At 47.4% G+C, this 22,290-nt stretch carries 20 protein-coding genes; 10 read left to right on the top strand and 10 right to left on the bottom strand.

The features are described 5' to 3' along the window. Positions 1 to 145 precede the first annotated feature (145 nt). Positions 146 to 676, bottom strand: coding sequence for a YehS family protein (locus tag M3P05_RS19375; protein ID WP_249701767.1), 531 nt, complete (start codon positions 674 to 676; stop codon positions 146 to 148). Between the two features lie 146 nt (positions 677 to 822). Continuing rightward, complete coding sequence (locus M3P05_RS19370) at positions 823 to 2,094, bottom strand: hypothetical protein (protein ID WP_249701766.1); 1,272 nt, start codon at positions 2,092 to 2,094, stop codon at positions 823 to 825. Between the two features lie 173 nt (positions 2,095 to 2,267). Between M3P05_RS19370 and M3P05_RS19365 the strand changes: the two genes are divergently transcribed. Together M3P05_RS19365 and M3P05_RS19360 are read left to right on the top strand one after the other, a co-directional pair. Next, positions 2,268 to 2,462, top strand: coding sequence for a hypothetical protein (locus tag M3P05_RS19365; protein ID WP_249701765.1), 195 nt, complete (start codon positions 2,268 to 2,270; stop codon positions 2,460 to 2,462). 137 nt (positions 2,463 to 2,599) lie between these two features. Continuing rightward, positions 2,600 to 4,810: a DUF748 domain-containing protein gene (locus M3P05_RS19360; RefSeq protein WP_249701764.1), complete on the top strand. Its 2,211-nt coding sequence runs from the start codon at positions 2,600 to 2,602 to the stop codon at positions 4,808 to 4,810. Positions 4,811 to 4,896: 86 nt separating this feature from the next. Here the strand turns inward: M3P05_RS19360 and M3P05_RS19355 are convergent, their stop codons facing one another. From M3P05_RS19355 to M3P05_RS19340, 4 genes are all read right to left on the bottom strand, one after another. Then, positions 4,897 to 7,515 (bottom strand): hypothetical protein, encoded by a 2,619-nt coding sequence (locus tag M3P05_RS19355; protein ID WP_249701763.1) that lies wholly within the window; start codon positions 7,513 to 7,515, stop codon positions 4,897 to 4,899. Between the two features lie 346 nt (positions 7,516 to 7,861). Continuing rightward, a complete protein-coding gene (locus M3P05_RS19350) occupies positions 7,862 to 9,001 on the bottom strand; it encodes an acyl-CoA dehydrogenase family protein (RefSeq protein WP_332842033.1) in 1,140 nt (379 codons plus the stop codon). Between the two features lie 164 nt (positions 9,002 to 9,165). Further along, positions 9,166 to 9,381 (bottom strand): hypothetical protein, encoded by a 216-nt coding sequence (locus tag M3P05_RS19345; RefSeq protein ID WP_249701762.1) that lies wholly within the window; start codon positions 9,379 to 9,381, stop codon positions 9,166 to 9,168. A 337-nt stretch (positions 9,382 to 9,718) separates the two neighbouring features. After that, a complete protein-coding gene (locus M3P05_RS19340) occupies positions 9,719 to 11,119 on the bottom strand; it encodes a YfcC family protein (protein WP_249701761.1) in 1,401 nt (466 codons plus the stop codon). A gap of 402 nt (positions 11,120 to 11,521) precedes the next feature. Between M3P05_RS19340 and M3P05_RS19335 the strand changes: the two genes are divergently transcribed. Beyond that, the gene (locus tag M3P05_RS19335) at positions 11,522 to 12,643 is read left to right on the top strand and encodes an aspartate/glutamate racemase family protein (protein ID WP_249701760.1); all 1,122 of its coding nucleotides are present in this window, start codon (positions 11,522 to 11,524) and stop codon (positions 12,641 to 12,643) included. Here the strand turns inward: M3P05_RS19335 and M3P05_RS19330 are convergent. Next, complete coding sequence (locus M3P05_RS19330) at positions 12,640 to 12,921, bottom strand: hypothetical protein (RefSeq protein ID WP_249701759.1); 282 nt, start codon at positions 12,919 to 12,921, stop codon at positions 12,640 to 12,642. The genes M3P05_RS19335 and M3P05_RS19330 overlap by 4 nt on opposite strands. A gap of 506 nt (positions 12,922 to 13,427) precedes the next feature. On the opposite strand from M3P05_RS19330, the gene M3P05_RS19325 reads away from it, so the two are divergent. Beyond that, on the top strand, positions 13,428 to 14,579 hold the full coding sequence (locus M3P05_RS19325) for a serine/threonine protein kinase (RefSeq protein WP_249701758.1): 1,152 nt from the start codon (positions 13,428 to 13,430) through the stop codon (positions 14,577 to 14,579). A 69-nt stretch (positions 14,580 to 14,648) separates the two neighbouring features. Here the strand turns inward: M3P05_RS19325 and M3P05_RS19320 are convergent, their stop codons facing one another. Further along, positions 14,649 to 15,125: an FKBP-type peptidyl-prolyl cis-trans isomerase gene (locus M3P05_RS19320; protein WP_249701756.1), complete on the bottom strand. Its 477-nt coding sequence runs from the start codon at positions 15,123 to 15,125 to the stop codon at positions 14,649 to 14,651. A 239-nt stretch (positions 15,126 to 15,364) separates the two neighbouring features. Here M3P05_RS19320 and M3P05_RS19315 point away from each other — a divergent pair, with 239 nt between their 5' ends. The 5 genes from M3P05_RS19315 to M3P05_RS19295 all read left to right on the top strand — a co-directional run bounded on the left by M3P05_RS19315 (position 15,365) and on the right by M3P05_RS19295 (position 20,658). Beyond that, entirely contained in the window at positions 15,365 to 16,828 is a 1,464-nt protein-coding gene (locus tag M3P05_RS19315) for an alanine/glycine:cation symporter family protein (RefSeq protein ID WP_249701755.1), read from the top strand. A gap of 260 nt (positions 16,829 to 17,088) precedes the next feature. Beyond that, the gene (locus tag M3P05_RS19310) at positions 17,089 to 17,655 is read left to right on the top strand and encodes an alanine:cation symporter family protein (protein WP_249701754.1); all 567 of its coding nucleotides are present in this window, start codon (positions 17,089 to 17,091) and stop codon (positions 17,653 to 17,655) included. Positions 17,656 to 17,752: 97 nt separating this feature from the next. Further along, entirely contained in the window at positions 17,753 to 17,998 is a 246-nt protein-coding gene (locus M3P05_RS19305) for an exodeoxyribonuclease VII small subunit (protein WP_249701753.1), read from the top strand. Further along, the gene (locus M3P05_RS19300) at positions 17,998 to 18,879 is read left to right on the top strand and encodes a polyprenyl synthetase family protein (protein ID WP_249701752.1); all 882 of its coding nucleotides are present in this window, start codon (positions 17,998 to 18,000) and stop codon (positions 18,877 to 18,879) included. The genes M3P05_RS19305 and M3P05_RS19300 overlap by 1 nt, the downstream gene beginning before the upstream one ends. Positions 18,880 to 18,885: 6 nt before the next feature. Further along, a complete protein-coding gene (locus M3P05_RS19295) occupies positions 18,886 to 20,658 on the top strand; it encodes a 1-deoxy-D-xylulose-5-phosphate synthase (protein WP_249701751.1) in 1,773 nt (590 codons plus the stop codon). Positions 20,659 to 20,704: 46 nt separating this feature from the next. On the opposite strand, the gene ribA is transcribed toward M3P05_RS19295, so the two are convergent. Together ribA and M3P05_RS21035 are read right to left on the bottom strand one after the other, a co-directional pair. Further along, positions 20,705 to 21,298 carry a GTP cyclohydrolase II gene (gene ribA / locus M3P05_RS19290; protein WP_249701750.1) on the bottom strand — a complete coding sequence of 198 codons (594 nt, stop codon included), beginning with the start codon at positions 21,296 to 21,298 and terminating at the stop codon, positions 20,705 to 20,707. A gap of 273 nt (positions 21,299 to 21,571) precedes the next feature. After that, positions 21,572 to 21,703, bottom strand: a complete 132-nt coding sequence (locus M3P05_RS21035; RefSeq protein WP_283777884.1) for a hypothetical protein — start codon at positions 21,701 to 21,703, stop codon at positions 21,572 to 21,574. Positions 21,704 to 21,903: 200 nt separating this feature from the next. Between M3P05_RS21035 and M3P05_RS19285 the strand changes: the two genes are divergently transcribed. Further along, the coding region (locus M3P05_RS19285; RefSeq protein WP_249701749.1) for an ISAs1 family transposase at positions 21,904 to 22,290 on the top strand (387 nt) is incomplete at its 3' end.

Below are 22,290 nucleotides of genomic sequence, written 5' to 3'. Positions count from 1 at the left end.
ATTTTTATTAATGGCGAACAAGAAATATACGTCCACTGTCCTTTTTAATACTGCGCAGGCGAGTGTAGTTTACTGCGGTAGTATTCACAATAGAATGCAGGTGTCAGTTCTTGCATTGCACGCAGGAACTGACATCAAGAGACCTTTAGCCTTTGGGAGTTACCGTTTTCCGGCCTTCTTTTTCAGCGCTCAGCTTTTTGGGTGGCAGATCTTTGCGTAATTTCAGGGTTAAACCGGAGATAAAGTTACGCAGGAACTGGTTACCGCACTCCTTGTAATTGCGGTGTCCTTTTCTTCTGAAGATGGCAGAGAGTTCTGCTTTAGTAACTCGAAAGTCCGCCAGTTTCATCATATCGATAATATCGGAATCCTTCAGCTCAAGAGCGATTCTGAGCTTACGCAGAATTTCGTTTTTAGAAATCTGCTGACCCTTGGGAAGATAATCTGTTTCCCGTCCCTCCTGCTTGCCTCGACGATGGATAATCAGGCCATCAAGAAAGCGGGCCAGTACGTCATCATGGCAGAGTACATAGCCTTTCTCATCTTCCTTGCGCATCAGGTTATAGAGGTGGTAAACGGGTATATCGTGGTCCGCTAGTTTGAAAATGGCGACCATTTCCTTGTCGCTGAGGTTCAGGGCAAAGCGCAGGCGACGCAGTACATCGTTAGCAATCATAAAATACCGAGAAATCGGGGCTGAGGGGAAATCTTCCAATTCATCAGATTATACCAGACACAATCCGCTGGAGTTTAGAGTAACTCTACTGAAAAGGATGCAGGAGGTGCCAGATAGAATTCAGTCCCTCCCACTGTCAGCGCCTGTTAGAGTTCTGTTTGTCGCAGCATTTTTTTGGGGGGAGTATGTCGCAAAATATGAATTATCATTCGGTCTGGGGCTGGAATGACTTTTGGTAAAGGTTCTTTTCCTTTCCACTTCATAGGGCGCTTTGTGGTTACCTTAATGCGTCCTGAAAATTCCTGTGGAATTTGAATATTGGGGTGATAGTCTGTTGAAGTTATTAATACCACAGTCCATTCATCGTTAGGGCGTTTTTCTAATAATTGCCAAAGGGTATCGTCGGGCCTGTAATTGTCACTATCAAGTTTACCAATAGTCCACCCAGGCTGCTCTGCCAGATAAACTCTGGCCTCCGGATAGACTTCCACGGCGTTATTAGCGTTAAGCATGTGAACGCCAACGGGATAGTTTCTGGAGGGCTCTGATATGATATCCGAGGCGATAATGTCCACACCCGCCATTGCTAAAGTCCCGGCGCGCATACCGAATCCTGCACCCAGCTCGATAACCTGCCCCTGCAATAACTCTGGAACATATTCGGTAAGTTTTTGGGCGCTTGAAAGAGATGCTAAAGCGCAATCGGAATGAATGGCCCGGTCGGTAAATGTGTCCAGTAGCAAAGTGGCGATAATGGCTTTCGGAAATGCAGGATTTTCCGTTGGCATAAGGCTGAACGATGTATCTATATGTGCACGTTCACCTTCTTGTTTACGAGTGCTCTGAGCATTTATAAAATTTTTCGGTATTGCCCGTGACATATCGGGTACTGAATACACATGCCAGCGGTTAGCCGTTGCATAAATAACATGCATAAATGAAAGAAGCTGACGATCAATAACTACTCGGTCACTACTCAGGTGACTATATATCGAAGTGCGTTCACCTCCTGACATGATTTTGAACAGAGCGTATGTTATCTGATAGATTGAATTCTGATTCATGGAGCTCCAGTCTTTCATTGAACTAGCCATGTTGTTAAGAACTTCAAAGGCAACCGGGTAGTTTTTTGTTTTCATTGCCTCGTGAACATCTTCTGCCATAGCAAGATATTCTTTGAGTTTTTGATTAACTTCCTTTTGGGATTCCTTGTTGAGTCTGTTTTTTATCGCTTTTAGGTAGGATGCAAAAGTGAACTGGTCAGAAGCCTCAAGCAAAAAACCACGACAGCCTTCACTTGATTCAGCTTTGCATTTTGGTACGAGTTGCTGAGTCTGGCCCCAACAAAAATTGGTAAAAGTTATAAAACCTGACAGCAATATTGTTATCAATATCAGGGAATGTTTTTTCTTGCTCACAGTCAGCCTCCAAATAATGTTATATCAGTTCAGATATGACATTGCTGGCAGTGAAGGAGTTCTTACAAGATAACTTTCTTGTTATGCATTCTATTGACTGGGGTACTTTTCTTTGAATAGCTCTGGTTGTAGTATCGTTTAAGCCTATAAGAATTAATAACAGGACAATGAAAATGGCCGGGTGTACGACAACTGATCAATTGGTGAGAATTTACCAGAAACAGGTAGAAGTCAAGTTCAAAAAAATGCAGATCCAGACTTCTGCCACTGAAGAGCCTGGCAAAAGCATGCAGGAAAAGTATCTCAAAAAACTGACCCGTCGTTTCCGTGATCGTGGCGGTCTTGTACACAAGGTTGAAGGCAAGTAATACTGTTGACTGAAAACAGTTCTTTCATTCGGGGTGACTGGGGGCTAATGTAAGGGCCTTTTCACCAGTTACTCTGTGTTTGAAACCCTTGTTCATCATACGATGCGCATGTAGCCGTTCAGTGTCAGAAGATGAAAATGTGGCGCTTTATATCAATTTTTTCAAAAACCTTTCTTGCCTATGCATTCTGCGGATTTGTTCTTTTACCGGCGGCAGTGCACTATGCAATTTATTACTTTCACCCGCAGTATTTAACTCAACCTTTGAGTGTGGGGGCGGTTCGCTTTAATCCACTGACTCTGAAACTTGAAGTTGAAGCTGTTCGTTTGGGTGACAGTGATAATGTTCTTGCCGGGTTCCATGAGGTAACACTCGATGCATCCTGGCGATCCCTGACACAAAAATCGGTAGTTCTTGATGGCATAGAACTGGTTGATCCCTATACAAATATTGCGATAGATAAGAGCGGGCGAATAAATCTGGCGGCAGTTCTCAGAAAGCAGCCAGCAACTGACACTAAGCCTGAAGCTACAGAGAGTTCTTCACTTGCAGTGGCTCTGGATAACCTTTCGGTAGTGAATGCCAGAATCAAGTTCAGTGACTCTGCAAATACAGGAGATCAGCCGTTTAATGGAATCCTTGATCGGGTTTATATCAGTGCGAAAGAACTGTCATGGCCTGAAACGCGGGGAGATATTGACCTTAAGGCGAGGTTGAATAATTCCGGGCTTCTAAATTCTAAGGTCACCCTTGAGCCCGGTAATAATGTTGCGGCGCTTATCGGTCTGGATCATATTCCTTTGCCAGACATACAGCCGTATCTGTCTCCTTACACCTATCTGCAACTGGATAATGGTGAGCTGTCGGGCCAGATTCAGGCAGAGGTTAGGCAGGGGGATAAATTATCAGTCTCTGGTGATACATCAATCACGTCTATCCTGATGACTGATGAGAGAAGTGGGCAGCATATTCTTGGCTGGAACAAGTTGGCTGTAACCGAACTTGCCTATGGGCAAGATGGGGTTGAGGTCACAGCTATCAGCCTTGATAAACCAGAAGTCACCATTGAGATTGATAATAACCTGAAGTTGAATCTCGCCTATCTGGTCAAGCCTCAACCAGATTCTTCAGATAAGACAAGTGCCAAGACAGAGGATAAGGAATCGCTGAAGGTTGATATTGGCTCCTTTGTTATTGGCGATGGATTATTCAACTTCTCGGATACATCCTTTAATCCTGGCTTTTCTGCACCAATTTCAAATCTGTCAGGCCAGATAACAAACATTCATACAGGTTCCGGAGCTCTTGCTGATATTCAGCTTGATGGCGCGATAGATAAATATTCTCCTGTGTCGATTTCTGGCAGCCTTGATCCGGCTGAACCCTTCCGCAGTACAAAGATCAAAATGGACTTTTCGGAAGTTGAGCTGACAACACTGACACCGTATTCGGGTCGCTTTGCCGGTTACAATATTGAAAAAGGCCGAATGAATCTGGAGCTGGATTATTCCATCGAGAAAAAACAGCTAAATGCCAGGAATATTATTCTTCTCAAGCACCTGACTCTTGGGAAAAAAGTTGATAGTCCGGATGCCACCCAGCTGCCCCTGAAGCTGGCTATTGCCCTGTTGAAAAACAGTGATGGTGAGATTGATGTAGACCTGCCCATCAAAGGCAATCTGGATGATCCGGAGTTTGAGTTTGGCCCTCTTATCAGAACGGCTATCGTGAACTTCATTACCAATATTGTGAAAGCGCCGTTTAAGTTTCTGGCTTCCCTTGTTTCCGGAGATGCGGATGAAATGTCATCCGTCTTATTTAAAGCTGGGGATGATTTGTTATCTGTTGAGCATGACCTTTCTTTGAAGCACCTTGCTGATGCTTTGAAATCCAGGCCTGAGTTGGTTCTGGAAGTTGAAGGGCGGGCTTCAAGGGAACTCGATGCTATAAAGCTCGCTGAGCATGCGGTAGAGAAAGAGGTTCACGAACGCTATACAAAAATGATGGCTGATGTGGGCAAGCTGATTTCAATCGGTGACATAGTACCCGAAGAAACCAAAGCTGAGGTTCTGCGAGCAATAGGTGATGAGAAAGGTTTGAAAGCCAAAAAAAGCATGTCTTCCAAAGAACTCTTAAAGCATATTACTCAGCAGTGGCCTGTCAGTGATATTGAGTTAAGAGAGCTGGCAATCAGGCGGGCAAAGCATATCAAGGACAGTCTTGTGGATAAGGGTCTTGATGCTCACCGTGTGTATATTCTTGATGCTAAAACGTCAGGCTTTGATCCTGCAGAAAGCAGGGCAGGGAAGAAGAGGATTGCAAGTAAACTGAATTTGACTACTGGGTAAGTCAGAAAAAAACAGCCATTTAGTCACCGAAATGAACTGAACGGCTGTGCGGTTAACCGTTAAATTTTTATTTGTTCCTTTTATTCTTAGATGGCAGATTCAGATTGAACCTGCTGCTCTACTTCCACTCCTGGCACATCTTGTTTCGGTTGCTGCTGGTCTTCAAAAGCCCCAGAGTCTGGTGTTGTTTCTGAGACATGGTCGGTTTGATCATCGAAATTATAACCACTGTGCTTCTTACTCTGGCCACGAAGTTTTCTGACACCTTCGAAGACATAGTGCTTGGCTGTGTCATAAGCCATGTTACCCGCGATATTACCTGCAATAGAGCCGATATATCCGCCGATAGGTGCCAGGGTTGAAATAACAGGAATCTGGACATTGGTCGGCATCAGGTAATGACCAACTGCACTACCAATAGCTCCTGGAATAGCGCGACCAGCTGCATCTGCAACATCCAGTGCAAGTTCTTTACCGGTCATTTCTCCCTGCCAGTAGCCGTAGCCAGATGTCAGTGTGTGCGAGGTGAAACCGGCAATAGCTCCTGCGCCAACAGCGGTATATTCGTTAATCAGGCCTTTGGAGCGTAATTGTGCAGGTGTCATGTTCTCAAACAGTGAGTAGCTTTTGGCAACGTGTGGCAATGCATAGTTTTGGACAGCACTGGATACACCACTGACAAGAGCTGTTCTGCTGGCTTTTGAGTTGATTTCTTCCCAGTCCCGGGGCTTGTAGTGCCAGGGCAGTTTGCCCTCGTTGTAATACTTGCCGAAACCATCAACACCATACTGCAGGGTATAACCGATAGCAGCCCCTGTTGCAAAAGCAGAAAGTGGGTGAACACCTGTACCACTTAGCTTTTCCTGTTGATCAAGCTTTGCCTGGGTTTCTTCGTGAATTTCTGTTTTTGCAGTTTCATGAGCTTGATCTCGACGTATATCGAACAGGTTTTGTCTCTGCTCGTCGCTTAGATCACTGAGCTTGCGGTATTCCCCAGTAAAGGTGTACTCGTTCTGATCATTGCGAGCCAGAACCGGGATTTCTGAGCTTTCATGAAACTTCTGACGAGCTTCAGCCGGGCAGAAACCTTTGGCCATCTGTATTGCATCACCTTCCATGAAAGGAATGCCGCCTTCCGCATGAGAGTGCATAAAGAGCTCATCCAGGCTATTGGCACCTCTTTCAGTCATCAATTGCCTCAGGTCATCTGCCATCTTGGTGTTTTCATAGGCTCCCGACTTGAAAAAGCTCTTCACCCAGGACCAGCGGCCAGACTTGTGCAGGGAGGCTTCAAAGTGTCGGAAATGGTCATCCCAGATCATGACGCGATCTGTGTTCAGAGAGGTGTTTTTCAGCAGTTCCTGAGCTTTGTCGAGAGTTTCCTGAGGTGAAAGTCCATCTACTGCTTGTGCAATCAGGCCTTGGTGGTTCAGGTTTTCAGGTCCGACGTCCGGCTCGTACTGAAATACCGGAGGCTGCTCTCCCCTGAAATAGGCGTAGGCAGCATGCAGCTTACGAAACAGGAAATTCAATCCGGTTTCATTTACCCGACCGATATTACCTGCTGCACTTTGGTCGATACCGTGAACACCTGACATCCTGTTCGTACCCTTCATTAAATCTTCCAGCTCAAGGAGTGCCAGGTATTTGGCCTTATTGATGCCCTGAATGGCTGCGGCCCTGGAAAGGTACAGCTGATGAATATTGCTCATTGTTGAAAATGCGATACTGTGGCCAGCTACTTCTGCCCCAATATTTTGGGGAGCTTTGAGCCAGTTGGTCGCGGCGTAGTTCACTTCTTCCGTGACAGCAAAGAAGTTGTACTCTTCAGGGGGATCAAGTTTTTTGTATAAAGCCCGGAGTTTTTCCGAGACAGCTTCAAACTGCTTGATTTTCTCAGGCAGGTCAGCCTTATCCTGGGCATTTACGATTTCGTTACGTAAGTTGGTCGCCTCACCAGTCAGGCGCTTGAATTGCGCATGCAGCTCTTCCCGCTGATCATAGAATGGCTGACGTTCAGGTGATGGTGTGAACTCGTAGCGGTATTTGCTATCTGTTTGCAGGTTGCCCAGATACTCCATCTGCTCTTCATCATTCTGGCGATAGAGCTCCACTGTCATATCACCATTGGCGCGGTGGATAATCAAAGATTTGTTAGCTTGCAGGAGAAGGTCTCTTACGCGCAGATCCTTCTTGATAGTGACTGCGTTAATCAGGGATTTGAACGCGTTGTAAATATCATCCTGAAAGACTTGGGACTGGTTTCCCTGGGCTGGCCCCATTTCAAATTCGTCCAGGGAGATTTTCAGTCTTCTCACATGAAGGCGGCCATAAGTTCCACCCAGATTTCTTGTTTCAATTTCTCCAGCCCCATGATCTGAATCCAGATACAGGGTAACCGTGCCATCGCCTTCATCAATTGCCTGAGTCAGGCCGTCAATTACGCCAGGAACACCTTCTGGAACTTTTAGCTGGAGAACTGATCCATTGTCAGTGTTTTCTACTCTTCCGGAGCTGAACAGATACTCAGCTGGTGTTGGCTCCATGGCTGAGAGTGCCGCGATCTGTTCCGGTGTCAGCTGCTCAGGAGCGTGTGCTGGATCAACTGGGCCGTCGGCCCAGGAGGTGGTAATTCCAGAAATTGCCAAGCATAGTGCGCTGGCAGCTACAAGTCTTTTGGGTCTTACAGGTATGGGTGTGACCATGTTCAGCTCCATCAAAATTGTGTAATTTTTAACGGGCTAAGTCTTGAACAGAACACAGGTTCTGCAAGTTAAAAAAATTTGCAGAATGTAGAGTTAATGGTGTGTATTGCTTAAATATGATGTCTTATTAGAAAATATCTTTGAAATCATATGGTTGTGTTAGTGAAAAAAACTTATCGCAACGGCAGCTCCCGGGTTCTTAACCAGACCAAAAGCAAGTCAGCTGTAATTCCACCGGCAAATGCGCCAGGAACCCTGGATTGCAGCACCATAGATCCAGCCATTGCGGGCCGACTACATGACCTCGCTGGCGCTGTATGTACAAACTTACGTCAACAGAACCTAACTATACAAGAGAACGTGAAATAATCTCCTTCATGATTTCATTGGTTCCTGCATAGATTCTCTGGACTCTGGCATCCGCCCATGCCCGGGCAATGGGGTATTCCAGCATATAGCCGTAACCACCGTGAAGCTGCAGACACTCATCCAGAACTTTGCACTGGATATCCGTTGACCATAACTTGGCCTTGGCCGCTGTGGGCACATCAAGTTTTCCCTGAACGTGCAGTTCAAGGCAGCGGTCTATAAAGGTGCGGGTGACAGACAATTCTGTTGACATCTCTGCCAGCTTGAAGCGGGTGTTCTGGAATTTTGAAACAGCCCGGCCAAAGGCCTGGCGCTCTTTGACATAATCAAGAGTCCACTGCAGAGCCGCTTCAGCATTAGATGTCGCGTTGAGAGCAACAGATAAACGCTCCTGCGGTAGTTCCTGCATTAGATAGATAAAGCCCATTCCTTCCTGGCCAAGAAGGTTTTCCCTGGGAACACGAACATCCTCGAAAAACAGTTCCGAAGTGTCCTGTGCCTTCATGCCGATTTTATCGAGGTTGCGACCTTTGCTGAATCCAGGGGAGCCTGCTTCCACAAGTATCAGGCTGGTTCCTTTTGCGCCTGCAGCTGGATCAGTTTTAGCGACCACAATGACCAGATCAGCATGTTGTCCGTTGGTGATAAAGGTCTTGGAGCCGTTGATAATGTAATCATCCCCATCGACGACAGCAGTAGTGCGAACACCCTGCAGATCAGATCCGGCTCCAGGTTCCGTCATAGCTATGGCAGTTACAAAATCGCCGGTCACCATTCCGGGCAGATACTTTTTCTTTAGTGTTTCTGAGCCATAGTTTTCAATGTAAGGTGCAACAATATCGGAGTGGAGACCAAAGCCAATACCGCTTAAACCGAGGCGAGCGATTTCTTCATCAACAATGGCGTTATAGCGGAAGTCGACACCGACACCACCGTACTCTTCCTTGACCGTAGGACAGAGAAAGCCCATTTCACCGGCCTTGTTCCAGAGCTGCCTATCTATCTGCTTATTCTTTTCCCACTCTTCGTGATGTGGAACGGCTTCATTTTCCAGGAAACGGCGGACGCTGTCCCGAAACATCTCATGGTCTGAATCGTAAACTGTTCTTGGAATCACGCTAATCCCTCCACTGACATATTCAGGAAATCACTTTGCCAGAGGAAGGGCATAGCTGTCTGTGACCGTTTCGACCAGTCAGGATGGCTCATTGGCTCAGTTATAAAACTCTTGGCAGAGCCTGAGTCCAGAGGATTTATGAGAGGTTGTTATGGCAGTTGGTATCAATAAAAGTCATCGTCATCAGCAGGGACACCTGCCAGAGATTTTACCAGCCTCATGGCCTGCTCGAGACTTTTAAACCGATCCAGAAATTCCCCTTCCGGAGTCAGAACCTCAAAGGCAGCTGATGTAACTACACCTTCTTCATTTGTCTTTTCTACTCGATAAATTGAGTAGCCCTCTAAGCCTCCAAAGCGCTGACGATTTATATCTGCCATTGTGGATTATTCCATGTCCTGTTCCACCAAAGGTTACTTGTATCACTCTTATGGGCAGTTAACCACACTTTAAGAGCCTGTTCAGAAAGAAACATAATGGCTAAAACAGTGGATAAATAGGTATTAGAATGACTTATCCAAGTTAATTGTGGATAACCATGTGTCTATCTTATTAACTTTTTGTTTCAGCCCAAGGCAGGCTTGGAAGTGCCATAACTGTTTAAAATTTATACAATTGATTGTCGTGTATGGATAAGTACGTAATTGTCTGATCCGTAACGAAAAAAGGCAGCCGGATGATTCGGGCTGCCTTTTTCTTATCAACAGTTCAGAACTGTTAGATCATGGTTGCAATACTCAGCACAGCCATCAGGAACACAGTCATGATAACAACCAGAGGCATCACAAATTTCACCCACTTGGCGTAGGAAACACGCCCAATGGCCAGGCCGCCCATAACAACACCAGAAGTTGGAGTGATCAGGTTAACCACACCGGAAGCAGACTGGTAAGCAGTTACTACCAGGTCACGGCCAACGTTGGCGAAGTCAGCCAGAGGAGCCATTACTGGCATGGACAGTACAGCCAGACCGGAAGTGGATGGAATGAAGAAGGACAGAACAACCTGAATCCAGTACATCACGTTGATGAATACAACTTCAGACAGACCGGTAACGGCGTGTTCACACCAGAACAGGATGGTGTCGGTGATGTTACCGGCGTTCATGATAACCACGATGCCGCGAGCGATTGCGATAACGAACGCAACACCCAGCAGGTCACGTGCGCCGTCAATGAAGGTGCCGGTCAGCTCTTCTTCAGACAGACGACCAGCCAGACCGATAACGATGGAGGCAACCAGGAACAGTGCAGACATTTCTGCCATCCACCAGCCACCCTTGGAAACACCCCAGATCATGATGCCAAAGGTGACAGTAAACATAGCCAGGATCAACTTACGGCCGGCAGTGAATTCCAGAACCTCAGCGGTGTTCTTCAGGAAGAACTCTTCGTTGGATTCTTTCTGGTCTGCAACCATGGAAGCCTTAGGATCTTTGCGAACCTTCTCAGCGTAGCGCATGACATAGACAACACCGATCAGGTAGCTCAGTGCCAGAATAACGAAGCGCAGAGGCATGCCGTCAGCGAACGAAATGCCGGCAGCGTCAGAGGCGATAACGGTTGCAAAAGGGTTAATGGTGGAACCCAGTACACCCATACCTGCACCTAGCATAACGATGGCAACACCGGTCAGGGCATCGTAGCCTGCTGCAATAACAACCGGAATCAGCAACATGTAGAATGGCAGGGTCTCTTCAGCCATGCCGTAGGAAGTACCGCCGGCAGCAAACAGTCCCATCAGAATAGGAATCATCCACTTCTCACGACCTTCCATGGCTTTCGTTACCTGAGCAATACCGGCATCGATAGCACCGGTTTTGGTAACTACTCCCAGGAAGCCACCGATAATCAGAACGAACAGTGCAACGTCAATAGCGCCTGCTTCATAGGTGATGGGGTCAAAGAAACCGGCGATAGGAGCCATTACCACGTCGAAGAAACCCTGAGGAGTGGATTCCACAACCTGATAGGTTCCGGCAACAGGAACTTCTTTACCTAGAGCGTCGTTCATAACCCGGTCGTATTGACCGGCCGGTACGATATAAGTCAATGCTGCGACGAAGACGATGATCGCCACCAGCACGGTATAGGCTGAAGGGAATTTAAATTTGCCCATGTTGCACTCTGTCTGGTCTGTGAGAAAAGTGTGCGGGCAGAAATGGAGCTATATGGAGGGACTACCCGCGCACGCGAAAACGCAAGCAATCATAAGGATTACGAATGAGTCATTAATGACCTGTGTCATGTTATATAACTTTTCTGTTTAATAATTCGGTGTTATTTACGTGTTTCTGTGACTGTGGCTTCGGTTTGTTCCAGGCTTGACTTCTGCTTATGCGGTAGGCTGCTGAGGGATTGTCGAGGTAAGTACTGAGATAGGTGTCGAGAAATTATGTTCTGTTTAGTTTGGGCCTGTTCACGATAAATCAAACTACTCAACTAAAGGTTTTCGATCAAATAATCTCTTTTTTACTTTGATCTAATATTATGAAAAACATTTCTTCTGGAGCTTTCTCACATGGAACGTGCCCGTCGACGCAGGTACTCAATGAGGCTGTCGCAGGAGCCTGCTGAAAAAAGAACCCGTTCCAGTAAATCAAATGAAAAAACGTTGTTCCGCAGCTCTTTAAAGTTACAGCAGCAGAGTCAGAGCTTATCAAGCCGCAAAGTTGAGGCTACAGATTTAGAGGCTGGCAGTATTATTTGGGCTGTCAATAAACTTGAGCAGTGGGGGATTACCCGTGGCGGTAAATACACTGGCAAGATCATGACACTCACTCTGAAACCAACAGAGATTTCCAGGTATGTTGCTCTGCAGGAGTCCATAGCCAAACTGATCCCGGAGGAGCTGGACAGGCCAACTATTGATTTAACCATAGAGGTGCCTGGGGGCAGTGCTACGAGAACTTTTGGAATTATCGGTGGGGTTGGCCCCGTTTCTGATGCTCATATGACAGAAAAAATGTTGTCTGAGTTACAGGAGAAGGGGGTGAGACTCAGTGAGGTAAAAGTCCAAGTCTATTCAAGCCCTCCCCCCAGAACCCTGACAGAAAAATCTATTCGTGGTCTGGCCTATCTGAATGGCGTGAGAGAGTTTGTTAAACGTGGCCATGATCATCTGGTGCTTGCCAGTAATACAGCACATTGCCATATAGATAGTTTCGAATCCGGAAAGGTGCTGGACTCTGGTGGGCGGATGGTCAACTGCGTAACCAAAATTGCTAAATCAATTCACGAAGAGAAACCAAGCTCTGTTCTGGTTCTTGGTACATCCCAGGCATACGAGAAAGAACTGTATCCCAAAGAGTTTCATTCCCTCGGTGTGCCCGCTATTGTTCCGAATAATTCGTACCAGACGCAGATTCAAAATCTAATTGAGCAGGTAAAGAAGTCACCGGGAAGCTGCATTCAGGATGCAGATGAAATATTCCGAATAGTCGTAGAAAACTATCTTCTTGCTTGCAGGCAGTACACTGCACCTTCTCACATCCTGTTGAGTTGCACGGAGTTGCCCCTTGGTCTGGGGCCGGAGCGAATAGCTCAGCTGGAAGAAATGCTGAAAGTGAAAGTTGTGGATACAGAAGTCGAGTTATCCAAGCAGTTCAGTGAACTTCTGGCAGCTCCCAAGCCCACTTCTTAATGATTGATAGTAAACAGTTGTGCCCGCTTCCGCTTTCTAATCTGGTCGGGATGTTCTGGAACGTTACTCATGCAATAGACAGCAACGCCATCACCAGAGCATTGTGGCATCTCACTGATAATGCTCTGTTCCAGTCTCTGATGTAATTGGGTTTGCAGCTGTGGGTGCCGGGAAAGGTTAAGAGTGTTTACAAATATATAACCGGCCTGGCAGAGCACGGCAGGAGCATTGGGCATTTTTACCAGGTTAATCATGGTTTCGAGGTCAACAGGTCTCATCTGTACTGGGTCTCCACGTCTAACCGTATCTATAGCTATTGGCTTTCTGGCTAACTGCTTGTTTCGGTTTGTACGTAGATGGTAGTGGTTTTCCTTATTTGAGGAGAAGGATTTTTACAATTCAGGCCGTAGGTTATTGAAATCTTGCAGCTGACTGGACTGTTGTGACCGCAGACGGCAAGCCAAGTGCGCACTATGAGCATTCTGTTGCCATTACGAAAGATGGGCCACTTGTTCTGACTAGTGGTCAGAATGGGGAAGGTTGGGCGATAAGTTAAGTGTTATTGCTATAACGGTTGAAGCTAAGAGTGGACAGGAATCTCATATTTCATAGAGGTTCCTGTACGACAAGCTTTGCGCTGTTTTTCCTTTCAATAGATATTCCACGCTAAGAAGATTCTTATTCTTTAGTATTAAAAGCAAAGTAAGGGAAACTAAAGTTCTATAGCTGATCAGCAAATATCCTCTTCACTTTTATATAAGAAAAACTATCTGGGGGAGATATTATGTTAGGTTCCATGCGCTTGCGTAACATGGTCAATGCATTTCAATCACCTATAAAAAGATTGCGCGAAACCGGAAGTAAGGATCAGACAAAGTTATTTATTGGAAACTCCAGCTTCTATAACCCAATAACGGTGAGCGAGAAACAACTTACTCAAGAAATGGGAAACAGTGGTTTCAATGTCCGCCTTGGTGAAAGAAATGTTTTAATTGTTGAAGCCAATGACCATGCCGTGCCTGCTAATCTCCCCAATATTGAAGAATTGGGGGATGATTTACTTGGTCGTGGAAGCAATGGCTATGCTCATCGCGGACGATTGTTCGGTGAGGAAGTTGTATTTAAGCGCTGCTATGTTTTTGAGCGTAGTCTGCTTGGCGTTCATTCTCTTGAACATGAGACCCGAGTGTTATCGGCTTTACGTGGAGCAGAAAAAAATCACGATGGTGTACAGCACTTGCCCAAGATTATTTGTTCTGGAGTTGATCAGAATAATATTCCTTACCTCGCCATGGCGTATCGTAGTGGGGAGACTTTAAGCCAGCATATTCAGAGTCGTAATCTATCAAAAAGACATATTTGTCATATCATGATGGGAATCGGGGAAGGGCTCGATTTGCTCGGCAAATATGGAATCATTCACCAGGACATTAAATCAGATAATATTCTGATTGATCGGGAAACGGGAAATGCGGTCATCATTGATCTGGGTGAGGCAACAGCTTTTCGTGGCATCGCTTCAACGAATGAATGGCAACAACTAAGTGGCTGCCCAATTATTCACCCTCCGGAATATTACAATGGTGTTGCTGTACCAGCATCTGATGTCTGGTCTGCTGCTCTTTTATTTGCAGAATATGTTTTGACCCCAGATGAATACAGGGACTTTTGTGTAAGGTTGAATAATCTGATTGTAAATCCTCCCCAGTCTGATCCAAAAGTTCAGAAGCTGATCGAAGAGTATTTTGCGAAATATGAAAAGTGTGAGGGGAAGCACTCCTGGAATCCCTGTCAAATAATGCAACACCTTCTTAGATGTGCAATATATATGCGCCCTGATGCACGTGGGCTTGTCAGTACTTTCCAGACAGCCTTGTGTGATCTTGGTGATATTGAAAACTTCTCCCGAAGAGTGAGCCTGGAGCCAGAGGCATAATTAAAGTCTCCCATTTATCGATGTGGAAAAGTCGGCTTGTTACAACGCCGACTTTTCCGAATGAGGGGATTAGTGGTTGCAGCCGGCGGTATGAGCATGGCCGTGATCCAGCTCTTCTTCTGTGGCATCACGGACATCCATCACTTCCACATCAAAGTTCAGGTTCTCGCCTGCTAATTCATGGTTGGCATCAATAATGATGGCTTCTTCATGAATGCCTACAACAGTGACAATACGTGGGCCGACAGCTGTATCTGCATGAAACTGCATGCCGACTTCAACTTCATGGTCGCCAAACTGCTCAGGAGGAACAGGGTTCACCAAGCTTTCATCGTATTCGCCATAGCCCTCTGCGGGTTCCACCTTGATAGAGAACTTGTCCCCTTTCTCTTTATTTTTCAGCGCAGCCTCTAAACCGGCAATAATGCTGCCCATGCCATGCAGGTAAGCCAATGGTTCATGGCCTGCTGAGCTGTCCAGCACATCGCCATTGTCATTTTTCAGGGTGTAGTGGATGGAGACAACTTTTTTGTCAGCAATCTTCATTGGCTGGAAATACTCAAGAATGAAAAGGAGGGCGTAGCATAACAGTGAAAGCAGGGCCGCAACAGAAATGCATGAAGGAAAAGAGCAGCAAGATAGGTGTTCTCGAATAAAAATTCGAGCAATGTCCATTACTTCTGTGAGAGCGGCTTATAATCAAGTAATGGAATATAACAAGATTATCTAAAGGAGCTGATGCCGGCTTTTGAGTGTTGTCTATCCGGCAGTTGCCAGACAAGCCTATGAATGCAGACCAGATAACCGAAATCAACAACTACTTCTGGAATTACTTCCTTGTCTATCTGCTGCTGGGAGCCAGTGTCTGGTTCACCCTGCGGAGCCGACTTATGCAGTTCCGGCTTTTTCCACTGGCAACCAAGTTGCTGGTGCATTCACGGGCAACTGCGGAAGACCAGAAACATGGCATTTCCACCTTCCAGGCTCTCTGCACCAGCCTGGCCTCCCATGTTGGCACCAGTAACCTTGCCGGTGTTGCTATTGCCATAAGCCTTGGTGGGCCGGGAGCCATTTTCTGGATGTGGGTAATGGCCATGTTGGGTATGGCAACCGCATTCGTCGAAAACACCATGGCTCAGGTTTATAAAACCAAGAATCCGGATGGATCATTTCGCGGTGGACCAGCTTATTACATAGAAAAGGCGCTTGGGCAGCGCTGGCTTGGGGTTCTGTTTTCTCTTTGCCTGATCAGCGCATTCGGTTTTTCCTTCAATGCCGTGCAGGCCAACTCTGTTTCCGCTTCTATGGCTGCAGCATTCTCGCTGCCGGAATGGCTGACTGGTGGATGCCTCCTGGTTCTATCGGGTTTGATCATTTTCAGAGGCATCAAGGGCATTGCATCCTTTGCCGAGAAAATTGTTCCCTTTATGGCCATTGGCTATGTAGGGCTGGCAATAACGATTACTGTGCTTTCCATAGACCAGTTACCCGCCATCCTGAGTATGATAGTTCGCAGTGCATTCGGGCTTGATCATGCTGTAGCGGGAGGAACTGGCTATCTCGTTTCACAGGCCGTCGCCCATGGTATTCGTCGTGGTCTGTTTTCCAATGAGGCGGGGATGGGTAGTGGCCCCAACCTGCATGCCATTGCCACTCCTTTTCCGGATCATCCAGTCACCCAGGGATTGGTATCCATGTTCAGTGTGTTTTTCGACACGATCGTTATCTGTACTTCCACTGCAGCCATTATTCTTATTTCTGGTGTGCCATATGGCGTAGAGGGGCAGACAGGTATTGTTCTAACCCAGAATGCCATGCAGGCAACAATTGGCGATTTTGGTAAGCCGTTTATTGCCATAACAACTCTGCTGTTCGGCTTTACTTCGATTGTCGCTAACACCTATTACGGTGAATCCAGTCTGCGTTTCATTAAAGATAATGATCAGTGGGTGACGTTTTACCGGTTAATGGTCTTGGGTATGGTGTACTGGGGGGCTGTTGGCAGTCTGCCATTGATCTGGTCTATAGCCGATATCACCATGGGCTTTATGACTCTGGTGAATATTTCAGCCATATTAATTCTCTCCCGTCAGGCCTTCTGGTTGCTTGATGATTATGAAAAACAGTATCGGGCTGGTTTAAGCCCTGTTTTTTACCGCGGAAACTTCCCTCATCTTGATAAAATCATGGACCGCAATGTGTGGTCTGCAGAAAAGCGAAAAAAACCTCTGTCTTCTCCGGATTTTTAAATAAATATTCGGAGAATGGTTTATTTTTTGTTTTTTTGCTGTGGAAATATATTTCCCACTCAAGGCTGTTTGGTTGATTTTTGTCGCTAAGTGTAAACCGGTGTTTGTGTTTTGCACTGTTTTCTCTTGGTGTTTTTGGTAATTTTGCTACGGATATGTGTAGAGCTTCTCGCAGTCATTCACCAATATTTTAAGTTTAACCATCGTTAATATCTCGGCTGCTCTCCAGATTTTAAATATCCCAATACAAAGAGTACCGTATGAGTGAACTGATCGACGCCGCTAACGGCGTGATATGGGGAAGTGTCCTCATTTATCTTCTACTGGGTGCAGGCCTGTATTTCACCGTGGCCAGCCGGTTTGTTCAATTCCGTCGTTTTGGCTTCTCCGTCAAAACCATGTTCGGAAGCCGTGAAACCAGCGGTAATGATCAAATCTCTTCTTTCCAGGCATTTTGTACCAGCCTTGCTGCTCGTGTAGGTACCGGTAACCTGGCCGGTGTTGCTGTAGCAATTTACATCGGTGGTCCAGGCGCTGTGTTCTGGATGTGGATGATCGCTCTGCTGGGTATGTCTACCAGTTTTGTCGGAAACACTCTGGCGCAGATTTACAAGTCTAATGACCACGACGGTACTTACTGTGGCGGCCCTGCTTACTACATTCAGAAGGCACTGGGTCTGCGCTGGTTGGGAATTGCGTTCTCCATCTCTCTGATTATTGTCTTCGGTTTTGCCTTCAACAGTGTGCAGTCCAGCACGATTTCTGGCGCATTGTCTGCTGCATACAACCTGCCATCTGTTCAATCCGCTTTAGAACACAAATCCTGAACTCGCCCTGAACCTGCAGTGTGGTTTGACGGTATTTACCGCGTCGGGTACTGTTCACACCTTTACTAAGTTCATCATTTCCCCGGAAGGGTCTGATATGGCAGGCAAAAAAAAGGGCTTTGCTTTTGAGCAGTCCCTCAAGGAACTGGAAACTGTTGTGCGGGAGCTTGAATCGGGAGACCTTCCTCTCGAGCAGGCGCTGGTGGCCTTTGAAAAAGGCATCGGTCTGACCCGTGAGTGCCAGAAAGCTCTGGAAGAAGCTGAGCAGAAAGTTCGTATTCTGCTAGAAAAAGATGGCAAGGTAGAAACCCAGCCTTTTAACCCTGCCGACAGCGCTGATTAATGATATTCAAGCAGTATCTGGCCGAGTGTCAGAAGTGGGCCGATACCGGCCTGAAGTCAGTTCTTGATAAGTCCGGTTCCAGCAGCCACAGCCTTTTGCATGAGGCTATGGCCTACTCAACACTCGCTGGCGGAAAACGCATTCGTCCGCTTCTGGTTCGGGCATCTTGTGAGGCTTTGGGTGGTACCCCTGAGAATGCTTTGCCTGCAGCCTGCGCTATGGAGTTAATTCATACTTACTCACTGATCCATGATGACCTGCCAGCCATGGATGATGATGACCTGCGCCGGGGCAAACCGACCTGTCACAAGGCCTTTGATGAGGCGACAGCCATTCTCGCAGGTGATGCTCTGCTGACACTGGCATTTGAAGTGATCACGGAATCCAGCTTGCCTGCGGAAACACGGCTTCAACAGACCCGCGTGCTGGCACAGGCTGCGGGAGCTGGTGGGATGGTGTCAGGACAGGCCATGGATATAGAGGCTACAGGTAAAAACCTGAATCTTGAAACTCTGAAAAAGCTGCATCAGCATAAAACCGGTGCTCTGATTAAAGCGTCCTGTGTGCTTGGTGGCCTGGCCGCAAATGGTTCTGCTGAGCAAATTAGTGCTCTTTCCAGCTACGCTGATGCATCTGGACTGGCGTTCCAGGTGCAGGATGATATTCTCGATGTCACCGCCAGCACTGAGGTGCTGGGTAAGAATCAGGGGGCAGATATCAATCTGGGCAAGAATACCTATGTTTCCCTGCTGGGTCTGGATAAAGCCCGTGAGCAGGCCGCTACCCTGCGGGATCAGGCGCTGACTGCACTGTACCCTCTGGGTGAGAAAGCCGAAATGTTACGGGAACTGGCTGATTTTATTGTTAACAGGAATCACTAAGCCTGTATGAGTGATACTGGAAACAACATTCTGGATCTCTTGTCCGGGCCTGCTGATCTGCGCAGATTAAAGAGGGAGCAGCTCCCTCAGCTGGCCGATGAATTGCGTGGCTTCTTAATTGAATCCGTTTACCAGACTGGTGGTCACCTTGGTGCTGGCCTTGGTGTTGTTGAGCTGACTATTGCCCTTCATTATGTATTTAACACCCCTGAAGACCGGTTGATCTGGGATGTTGGTCATCAATGTTACCCCCATAAAATCCTGACTGGTCGTAAGGGCCAGATGGCAACTCTGCGCCATACCGGTGGCATGTGTGGTTTTCCTCTGCGTGAAGAGAGCGAGTACGATGCCTTTGGTACCGGGCACTCGAGTACTTCGATCAGTGCTGCACTCGGAATGGCCATGGCAGCCAGTGCCAAGGGAGAAAACCGTCAGGCCATCGCTGTTATTGGGGATGGTGCCATGACCGCCGGTCAGGCCTTTGAAGCCTTGAATCATGCGGCCTGTGTTCAGGCCAACCTGCTGGTGATTCTGAACGATAACGATATGTCCATCTCTCCAAGTGTGGGCATGCTTGCGAAATATCTGCGTGGCCTGCAGAGTGATGTGGATGAAATGGACAGCGACTCAGTCGTTCACCTCGACGGCTCTTTAGGCGAGAGGGGCATGAGTATTACCGGACCGGTTCCCGGGCATCATCTCCCGACACTGGTTGATACTCTCCAGAAGTTAAAAGAGAAGCTTGGACCCAAGCTCCTTCATGTTGTTACCCGAAAAGGGAGAGGGTTATCAGAAGCTGAAGCTGACCCTGTTCGTTACCATGCTGTCTCCAAGGTTTCTTCATCCACTCCCAAAGACAAGCGTCCGACCTGGGCTAACCGGTTTGGCCAATGGTTATGTGCAGCTGCTGAAAGTGATGATCGCCTGTTTGGAATTACTCCGGCCATGCGTGAAGGCTCCGATCTAATTCAGTTTTCGGAAAGGTTTCCATCACGTTATTGCGATGTTGCCATTGCAGAACAGCATGCGGTCACATTTGCCGGTGGGTTGGCCTGTGAAGGAATGAAGCCGGTTCTGGCCATTTACTCCACCTTCCTGCAGCGCGGTTATGATCAGCTGATTCATGATATTGCGCTGCAGAATTTGGATGTTCTGTTTGCCATAGATCGAGCCGGTCTGGTTGGTGATGATGGACCAACCCATCATGGGATTTTCGATATTGCCGCTCTACGTGCCGTGCCCAATATGGTTTTAATGGCTCCCTCGGATGAGGTGGAGCTGCGGCAGATTCTGAGTTTTGGCTATGATTATTCCGGCCCGGCAGCTGTGCGCTACCCAAGGGGAGAGGCCAGTCTTCCAGTTGTATCTGGGCTGGATTTCCTTGTGGAGCTCGGTAAAGCCAGGGTGCTCCGCCAGGGTGACAATATTGCCCTTCTGGCATTTGGACCACTGGTTTCTGAAGCCATTAAGATTGCGGAACAACTGAGTGCAACCGTGATTGATATGCGCTTTATCAAGCCCTATGACCAGACACTGGTGGCAGAGCTGGCTGCAAGCCATTCTCTGCTAGTGACTTTGGAAGAAGGTGCTGCCAAGGGTGGTATTGGCGAAGAAGTTGCCAATTTTGTTCATTCTCTGGAAGAGAGCAATGCCCAGGTGCTGACAATGGGAGTACCGGACAGGTTTATTCCACATGGAAGCCGATCAGACCAGCTGAACCAGTGTCACTTAACTGCTGAAGGGATTTTGGAAGCGATCACTTCCCGTTTGGAAGGCTAGGAGTCAGAGAGGGTAAACCGGCTTCGAATTTACCCTCAGCACACTATCAGGCGTTATTGTAAAGGTGGCCTAGTTTCACAACTTTGGTAGCCAGGTAACGCTCGTTATGGGGGTTCTGGCCTGTCTGGAGCGGGACGCGCTCAACAATATCAATATCCAGACCTTTCAGGGCATCAACCTTGCGCGGATTGTTGGTCATCAGGCGCATCTTGGTAATGCCGAGATGGCGCAGCATAACATCGCACATATCGTATTTGCGCAGATCCGGTGCAAAGCCCAGTTTTTCATTGGCTTCTACTGTATCTGCACCTTCGTCCTGCAGTTCATAAGCCCGAACTTTATTGAGCAGGCCAATGCCGCGGCCTTCCTGACGCAAATAGAGAATAACGCCACGACCTTCTTCTGCAACGGCCTTCATTGCGGCCTCTAGCTGGGCTCCGCAATCGCAGCGTATACTGAACAGAGCGTCACCGGTGAGACACTCAGAGTGGATTCGTCCAAGAACTGGCGCACCGTCATCAAAATCACCCATGGTCAGCGCCAGATGCTCCTTGCCGGTAGCCTCATCCTCAAATCCATGCATTGTGAAAGTGCCGTAAGGCGTGGGCAGACGGGATGCTGCCACAAAAACAGTTGACACTCGACACTCCTAAACTGCTGGGTCGGTCAGGCATTGTATCAGCGGAGGACGCATCAGGCGAGAAGGGTAGTACGTGGCTGGATGAGTAATAGGTGATACTTTTATCAGGAAATACCTTTTATCTTCTGTGGCGGGACGAGAAAGGTGATTTGCTCTCATGCTAAGGCAGTTTTTTCAGAACGCTTGTACCTTGGGTGAGCCTTCCCGCTACAGCCGGAGCCGCAGCGAGAAGACTCGGGGGTAGTCAGGGAAAACGCACGAAACTATTCGCCATCACTGGGCTGCAGGCAAATCCTCAAAAACAAGCTCTGCACCTTCAAGCACTTCTGCCGTATAACTGGTGTTCATTGCAGCCTTTTTCATCTTCCTTTTCATGCCACCTTTGAAGCTGGTGATATTATTCAAAAGGTTGATTGCTAACCTGCGAAGGCTGGCCAGGATCTCAGGACAATCACCTCGGCGAATTCTGCAGTTATCTTCACCCATCGCAACAGGGGAAACGCATGAAACCCCTTGCTATCACTGGCCTCAAAGCCGGATCAAAATTTAACTAATCCTGAAAATTTCCGCTTCTTCAGTGGATAAACCAATACTGAAGCAGCACCATGAACGCATTTACTTTGATAGAACATTTTTCAAAACTTCCAGACTATCGCCAGCCCTGGAAAGTTGAGCATAAGCTAACCGACATTTTGCTGCTTGTTACCTGCGCCATGATAAGTGGTGCCAGAGGCTGGAAAGAAATCGAAGACTTCGGCAAATATCGTGAAGAGTGGCTTAAAAAGCTGGGAGACTTTGCGGGTGGGATTCCATCTCACGACACAATTGAGCGTGTTGTCAGCCTGGTGAATCCGCAACAGTTTCATCAATACTTTTCGGCGTGGATGCAAGACTGCCACGAGGCCACTGCCGGTGTCGTTGTTGCCATTGATGGTAAGACAGTTCGAGGCTCGGGGGATAGAAAAAATCAGCTTGATCCCATACATATGGTT

It is taken from the genome of Parendozoicomonas callyspongiae, from assembly GCF_023502345.1.
Classification (GTDB): Bacteria; Pseudomonadota; Gammaproteobacteria; order Pseudomonadales; family Endozoicomonadaceae; genus Sansalvadorimonas; species Sansalvadorimonas callyspongiae.
This window is presented reverse-complemented; position numbering and strand designations above follow the sequence as displayed.